The sequence below is a fragment of the Shigella sp. SIG6 genome, from assembly GCF_053555815.1.
On sequence record NZ_JBQZXC010000181.1, the window covers coordinates 1 to 5,361 of the forward strand.

Here is a 5,361-nt window from a genome sequence, read left to right on the forward strand (position 1 = left end):
TTAACTGACTGGCATTACAGCTCAAGGGCTGCCGTTTTGTGTTTCAGGTTTCTGTTATGTATTGCTGCTGTTTGCGGCGATGATTTTCGCTACTTTTTCAGCTTGCGCATTCATCTGCATCTGACGGTATGCATTTTCCATCAGCGGCAGCGCATCACGCGTAGCCTGGGTATCCGGGTAGTCGCGCAACATGCCTTCTACGCGGTTAACGACGGCAACCCATGCGCCACGTTCTGTATAGTACTCGGCCACGGAGTATTCATATTTCGCCAGACGATCTTTCAGGAATACCAGACGTTTGGTGGCATCGGTAGTGTACTGACTGTTCGGATAGCCGCGCACCAGTTTGGAAAAGTCACTAAACGCAGCTCGTGCATGTTGAGGATCGCGATCGCTACGGTCAACGCCAAAGAACCCTTGCAGCGCACTGTCATCCAGCGCCATATTGGTCAGGCCACGCATGTACATGACATAATCGATATTCGGATGGGTCGGGTTAAGGCGAATAAAACGATCGATGGCAGCCTGCGCTAACGGCAAATCGGCGTTTTTATAGTAGGCGTAGATGAGATCCAGCTGCACCTGCTGCGAATACGGACCAAACGGATAGCGATTATCTAACGCTTCCAGTTGCGTTATTGCCTGTCTCCAGTTACCGTCCTGCAGCTTTTGTTGTGCAGTCGCGTAAATTTCATTTGGCGGATTATCAGGTACTTCTTCCTTTGACCCCGAGCAACCCGCCAAAAACAGGCTTAGTGTGGCGGCTGCCACCAGATATTTCATGCGCGTCATGACGTTTTGACTTTCCTCAAAATGTAATACGGGAGATTCTCTGTTCCTGCTCCCGGTTAAGACCAGCTACAATAGCACACTATATTAAACGGCAAAGCCGTAAAACCCCAACGATAAACGAAGAAGCAGTATATATGGCACAACGAGTACAGCTCACTGCAACGGTGTCCGAAAACCAACTCGGTCAACGCTTAGATCAGGCTTTGGCCGAAATGTTCCCGGATTATTCACGTTCGCGAATAAAAGAATGGATCCTCGACCAGCGCGTGCTGGTAAACGGCAAAGTTTGTGATAAGCCGAAAGAAAAAGTATTGGGTGGCGAGCAGGTTGCCATCAACGCTGAGATTGAAGAAGAAGCGCGTTTTGAACCGCAGGATATCCCTCTGGATATCGTCTATGAGGATGAAGATATCATCGTCATTAATAAACCGCGCGACCTAGTGGTACATCCTGGCGCGGGTAACCCGGATGGCACGGTACTGAATGCGTTGCTTCATTACTATCCGCCCATTGCCGATGTACCACGTGCGGGCATCGTCCATCGTCTGGATAAAGACACCACTGGCCTGATGGTTGTGGCAAAAACCGTTCCGGCTCAGACGCGTTTAGTCGAATCTTTGCAACGACGTGAAATTACTCGTGAGTATGAAGCGGTGGCGATTGGTCATATGACCGCTGGCGGTACAGTAGATGAACCCATCAGCCGCCACCCGACCAAACGTACTCACATGGCGGTGCATCCGATGGGCAAACCGGCGGTGACTCACTATCGCATCATGGAACACTTCCGTGTGCACACGCGTCTGCGGTTGCGTCTGGAAACTGGACGTACGCACCAGATCCGCGTGCATATGGCCCATATCACTCATCCGCTGGTGGGCGATCCGGTTTATGGTGGCCGTCCGCGTCCGCCAAAAGGTGCTTCGGAAGCATTTATCTCCACGCTGCGTAAGTTTGACCGCCAGGCGCTTCATGCAACCATGCTGCGTCTTTATCACCCGATCTCCGGCATCGAAATGGAATGGCATGCGCCTATTCCACAAGATATGGTGGAGCTGATTGAGGTGATGCGCGCCGATTTCGAAGAGCATAAGGATGAAGTGGACTGGTTATGAGTAAGCTGATTGTCCCGCAGTGGCCGCTGCCAAAAGGTGTTGCGGCCTGTAGCTCCACTCGTATCGGCGGCGTGAGCTTGCCCCCGTATGACTCACTCAACCTCGGTGCCCATTGTGGCGATAACCCGGATCACGTTGAGGAGAATCGCAAGCGACTTTTTGCTGCGGGCAATTTGCCTTCTAAACCGGTCTGGCTTGAGCAGGTACACGGCAAAGATGTGCTTAAGCTTACTGGCGAACCTTATGCCTCAAAACGAGCAGATGCCTCTTATAGCAATACGCCTGGCACGGTTTGCGCAGTGATGACTGCCGACTGCCTCCCTGTGCTGTTTTGCAATCGAGCGGGAACGGAAGTCGCCGCCGTTCATGCTGGCTGGCGTGGACTGTGCGCAGGCGTGCTGGAAGAGACGGTTTCCTGTTTTGCTGATAAACCTGAAAACATTCTCGCCTGGTTAGGGCCGGCAATTGGTCCACGCGCGTTCGAAGTGGGGGCGGAGGTTCGCGAGGCGTTTATGGCAGTAGACGCTAAAGCAAGTGCAGCTTTCATTCAGCATGGTGATAAGTATCTGGCGGATATTTATCAGCTTGCCCGGCAGCGTCTGGCGAACGTGGGTGTTGAGCAAATTTTCGGCGGCGACCGTTGTACATATACGGAAAATGAGACTTTCTTCTCTTATCGTCGCGACAAGACCACCGGTCGTATGGCAAGTTTCATTTGGCTGATATAACCTAAAGAATCAAGACGATCCGGTACGCGTGATTTTCTTTTCACATTAATCTGGTCAATAACCTTGAATAATTGAGGGATGACCTCATTTAATCTCCAGTAGCAACTTTGATCCGTTATGGGAGGAGTTATGCGTCTGGATCGTCTTACTAATAAATTCCAGCTTGCTCTTGCCGATGCCCAATCACTTGCACTCGGGCACGACAACCAATTCATCGAACCACTTCATTTAATGAGCGCCCTGCTGAATCAGGAAGGGGGTTCGGTTAGTCCTTTATTAACATCCGCTGGCATAAATGCTGGCCAGTTGCGCACAGATATCAATCAGGCATTAAATCGTTTACCGCAGGTTGAAGGTACTGGTGGTGATGTCCAGCCATCACAGGATCTGGTGCGCGTTCTTAATCTTTGCGACAAGCTGGCGCAAAAACGTGGTGATAACTTTATCTCGTCAGAACTGTTCGTTCTGGCGGCACTTGAGTCTCGCGGCACGCTGGCCGACATCCTGAAAGCAGCAGGGGCGACCACCGCCAACATTACTCAAGCGATTGAACAAATGCGTGGAGGTGAAAGCGTGAACGATCAAGGTGCTGAAGACCAACGTCAGGCTTTGAAAAAATATACCATCGACCTTACCGAACGAGCCGAACAGGGCAAACTCGATCCGGTGATTGGTCGTGATGAAGAAATTCGCCGTACCATTCAGGTGCTGCAACGTCGTACTAAAAATAACCCGGTACTGATTGGTGAACCCGGCGTCGGTAAAACTGCCATCGTTGAAGGTCTGGCGCAGCGTATTATCAACGGCGAAGTGCCGGAAGGATTGAAAGGCCGCCGCGTACTGGCGCTGGATATGGGCGCGCTGGTGGCTGGGGCGAAATATCGCGGTGAGTTTGAAGAACGTTTAAAAGGCGTGCTTAACGATCTTGCCAAACAGGAAGGCAACGTCATCCTGTTTATCGACGAATTACATACCATGGTCGGCGCGGGTAAAGCCGATGGCGCAATGGACGCCGGAAACATGCTGAAACCGGCGCTGGCGCGTGGTGAATTGCACTGCGTAGGTGCCACGACGCTTGACGAATATCGCCAGTACATCGAAAAAGATGCTGCGCTGGAACGTCGTTTCCAGAAAGTGTTTGTTGCCGAGCCTTCTGTTGAAGATACCATTGCGATTCTGCGTGGCCTGAAAGAACGTTACGAATTGCACCACCATGTGCAAATTACTGACCCGGCAATTGTTGCAGCAGCGACGTTGTCTCATCGCTACATTGCTGACCGTCAGCTGCCGGATAAAGCCATCGACCTGATCGATGAAGCAGCATCCAGCATTCGTATGCAGATTGACTCAAAACCAGAAGAACTCGACCGACTCGATCGTCGTATCATCCAGCTCAAACTGGAACAACAGGCGTTAATGAAAGAGTCTGATGAAGCCAGTAAAAAACGCCTGGATATGCTCAACGAAGAACTGAGCGACAAAGAACGTCAGTACTCCGAGTTAGAAGAAGAGTGGAAAGCAGAGAAGGCATCGCTTTCTGGTACGCAGACCATTAAAGCGGAACTGGAACAGGCGAAAATCGCTATTGAACAGGCTCGCCGTGTGGGGGACCTGGCGCGGATGTCTGAACTGCAATACGGCAAAATCCCGGAACTGGAAAAGCAACTGGAAGCCGCAACGCAGCTCGAAGGCAAAACTATGCGTCTGTTGCGTAATAAAGTGACCGATGCCGAAATTGCTGAAGTGCTGGCGCGTTGGACGGGGATTCCGGTTTCTCGCATGATGGAAAGCGAGCGCGAAAAACTGCTGCGTATGGAGCAAGAACTGCACCATCGCGTCATTGGTCAGAACGAAGCGGTTGATGCGGTATCTAACGCTATTCGCCGTAGCCGTGCGGGGTTGGCGGATCCAAATCGCCCGATTGGTTCATTCCTGTTCCTCGGCCCAACGGGTGTGGGGAAAACTGAGCTTTGTAAGGCGCTGGCGAACTTTATGTTTGATAGCGACGAGGCGATGGTCCGTATCGATATGTCCGAATTTATGGAGAAACACTCGGTGTCTCGTCTGGTTGGTGCGCCTCCGGGATATGTCGGTTATGAAGAAGGTGGCTACCTGACCGAAGCTGTGCGTCGTCGTCCGTATTCCGTCATCCTGCTGGATGAAGTGGAAAAAGCGCATCCGGATGTCTTCAATATTCTGTTGCAAGTACTGGATGATGGGCGTCTGACTGACGGGCAGGGGAGAACGGTCGACTTCCGTAATACGGTTGTCATTATGACCTCTAACCTCGGTTCCGATCTGATTCAGGAACGCTTCGGTGAACTGGATTATGCGCACATGAAAGAGCTGGTGCTCGGTGTGGTTAGCCATAACTTCCGTCCGGAATTCATTAACCGTATTGATGAAGTTGTGGTCTTCCATCCGCTGGGTGAACAGCACATTGCCTCGATTGCGCAGATTCAGTTGAAACGTCTGTACAAACGTCTGGAAGAACGTGGTTATGAAATCCACATTTCTGACGAGGCGCTGAAACTGCTGAGCGAGAACGGTTACGATCCAGTCTATGGTGCACGTCCTTTGAAACGTGCTATCCAGCAGCAGATCGAAAACCCGCTGGCACAGCAAATACTGTCTGGTGAATTGGTTCCGGGTAAAGTGATTCGCCTGGAAGTTAATGAAGACCGGATTGTCGCTGTCCAGTAATGATAAAACGAGCCCTTCGGGGC

At 51.4% G+C, this 5,361-nt stretch carries 4 protein-coding genes; 3 read left to right on the top strand and 1 reads right to left on the bottom strand.

Going from position 1 to position 5,361, the window contains the following annotated elements; translation table 11 throughout:
• Window positions 1-54: 54 nt before the first annotated feature.
• Complete coding sequence (gene bamD / locus ACUU1M_RS18510) at window positions 55-792, bottom strand: outer membrane protein assembly factor BamD (protein WP_000197686.1); 738 nt, start codon at window positions 790-792, stop codon at window positions 55-57.
• Window positions 793-926: 134 nt separating this feature from the next.
• Here bamD and rluD point away from each other — a divergent pair, with 134 nt between their 5' ends.
• The 3 genes from rluD (at window position 927) to clpB (ending at window position 5,338) form a co-directional block, all read left to right on the top strand.
• Window positions 927-1,907, top strand: coding sequence for a 23S rRNA pseudouridine(1911/1915/1917) synthase RluD (rluD, locus tag ACUU1M_RS18515; protein WP_000079112.1), 981 nt, complete (start codon window positions 927-929; stop codon window positions 1,905-1,907).
• Window positions 1,904-2,635 (top strand): purine nucleoside phosphorylase YfiH, encoded by a 732-nt coding sequence (gene yfiH, locus ACUU1M_RS18520; protein ID WP_000040142.1) that lies wholly within the window; start codon window positions 1,904-1,906, stop codon window positions 2,633-2,635. Before rluD ends, yfiH begins: the two co-directional genes overlap by 4 nt.
• A 129-nt stretch (window positions 2,636-2,764) precedes the next feature.
• Window positions 2,765-5,338, top strand: a complete 2,574-nt coding sequence (gene clpB, locus ACUU1M_RS18525; protein ID WP_001235102.1) for an ATP-dependent chaperone ClpB — start codon at window positions 2,765-2,767, stop codon at window positions 5,336-5,338.
• Window positions 5,339-5,361: the final 23 nt, after the last annotated feature.

What these genes read in the sequence shown, in the direction of transcription:
- bamD (WP_000197686.1), bottom strand. Translation starts at nt 792, where the DNA reads ATGACGCGCATGAAATATCTGGTGGCAGCCGCCACACTAAGCCTGTTT.
- clpB (WP_001235102.1), top strand. Translation starts at nt 2,765, where the DNA reads ATGCGTCTGGATCGTCTTACTAATAAATTCCAGCTTGCTCTTGCCGAT.
- yfiH (WP_000040142.1), top strand. Translation starts at nt 1,904, where the DNA reads ATGAGTAAGCTGATTGTCCCGCAGTGGCCGCTGCCAAAAGGTGTTGCG.
- rluD (WP_000079112.1), top strand. Translation starts at nt 927, where the DNA reads ATGGCACAACGAGTACAGCTCACTGCAACGGTGTCCGAAAACCAACTC.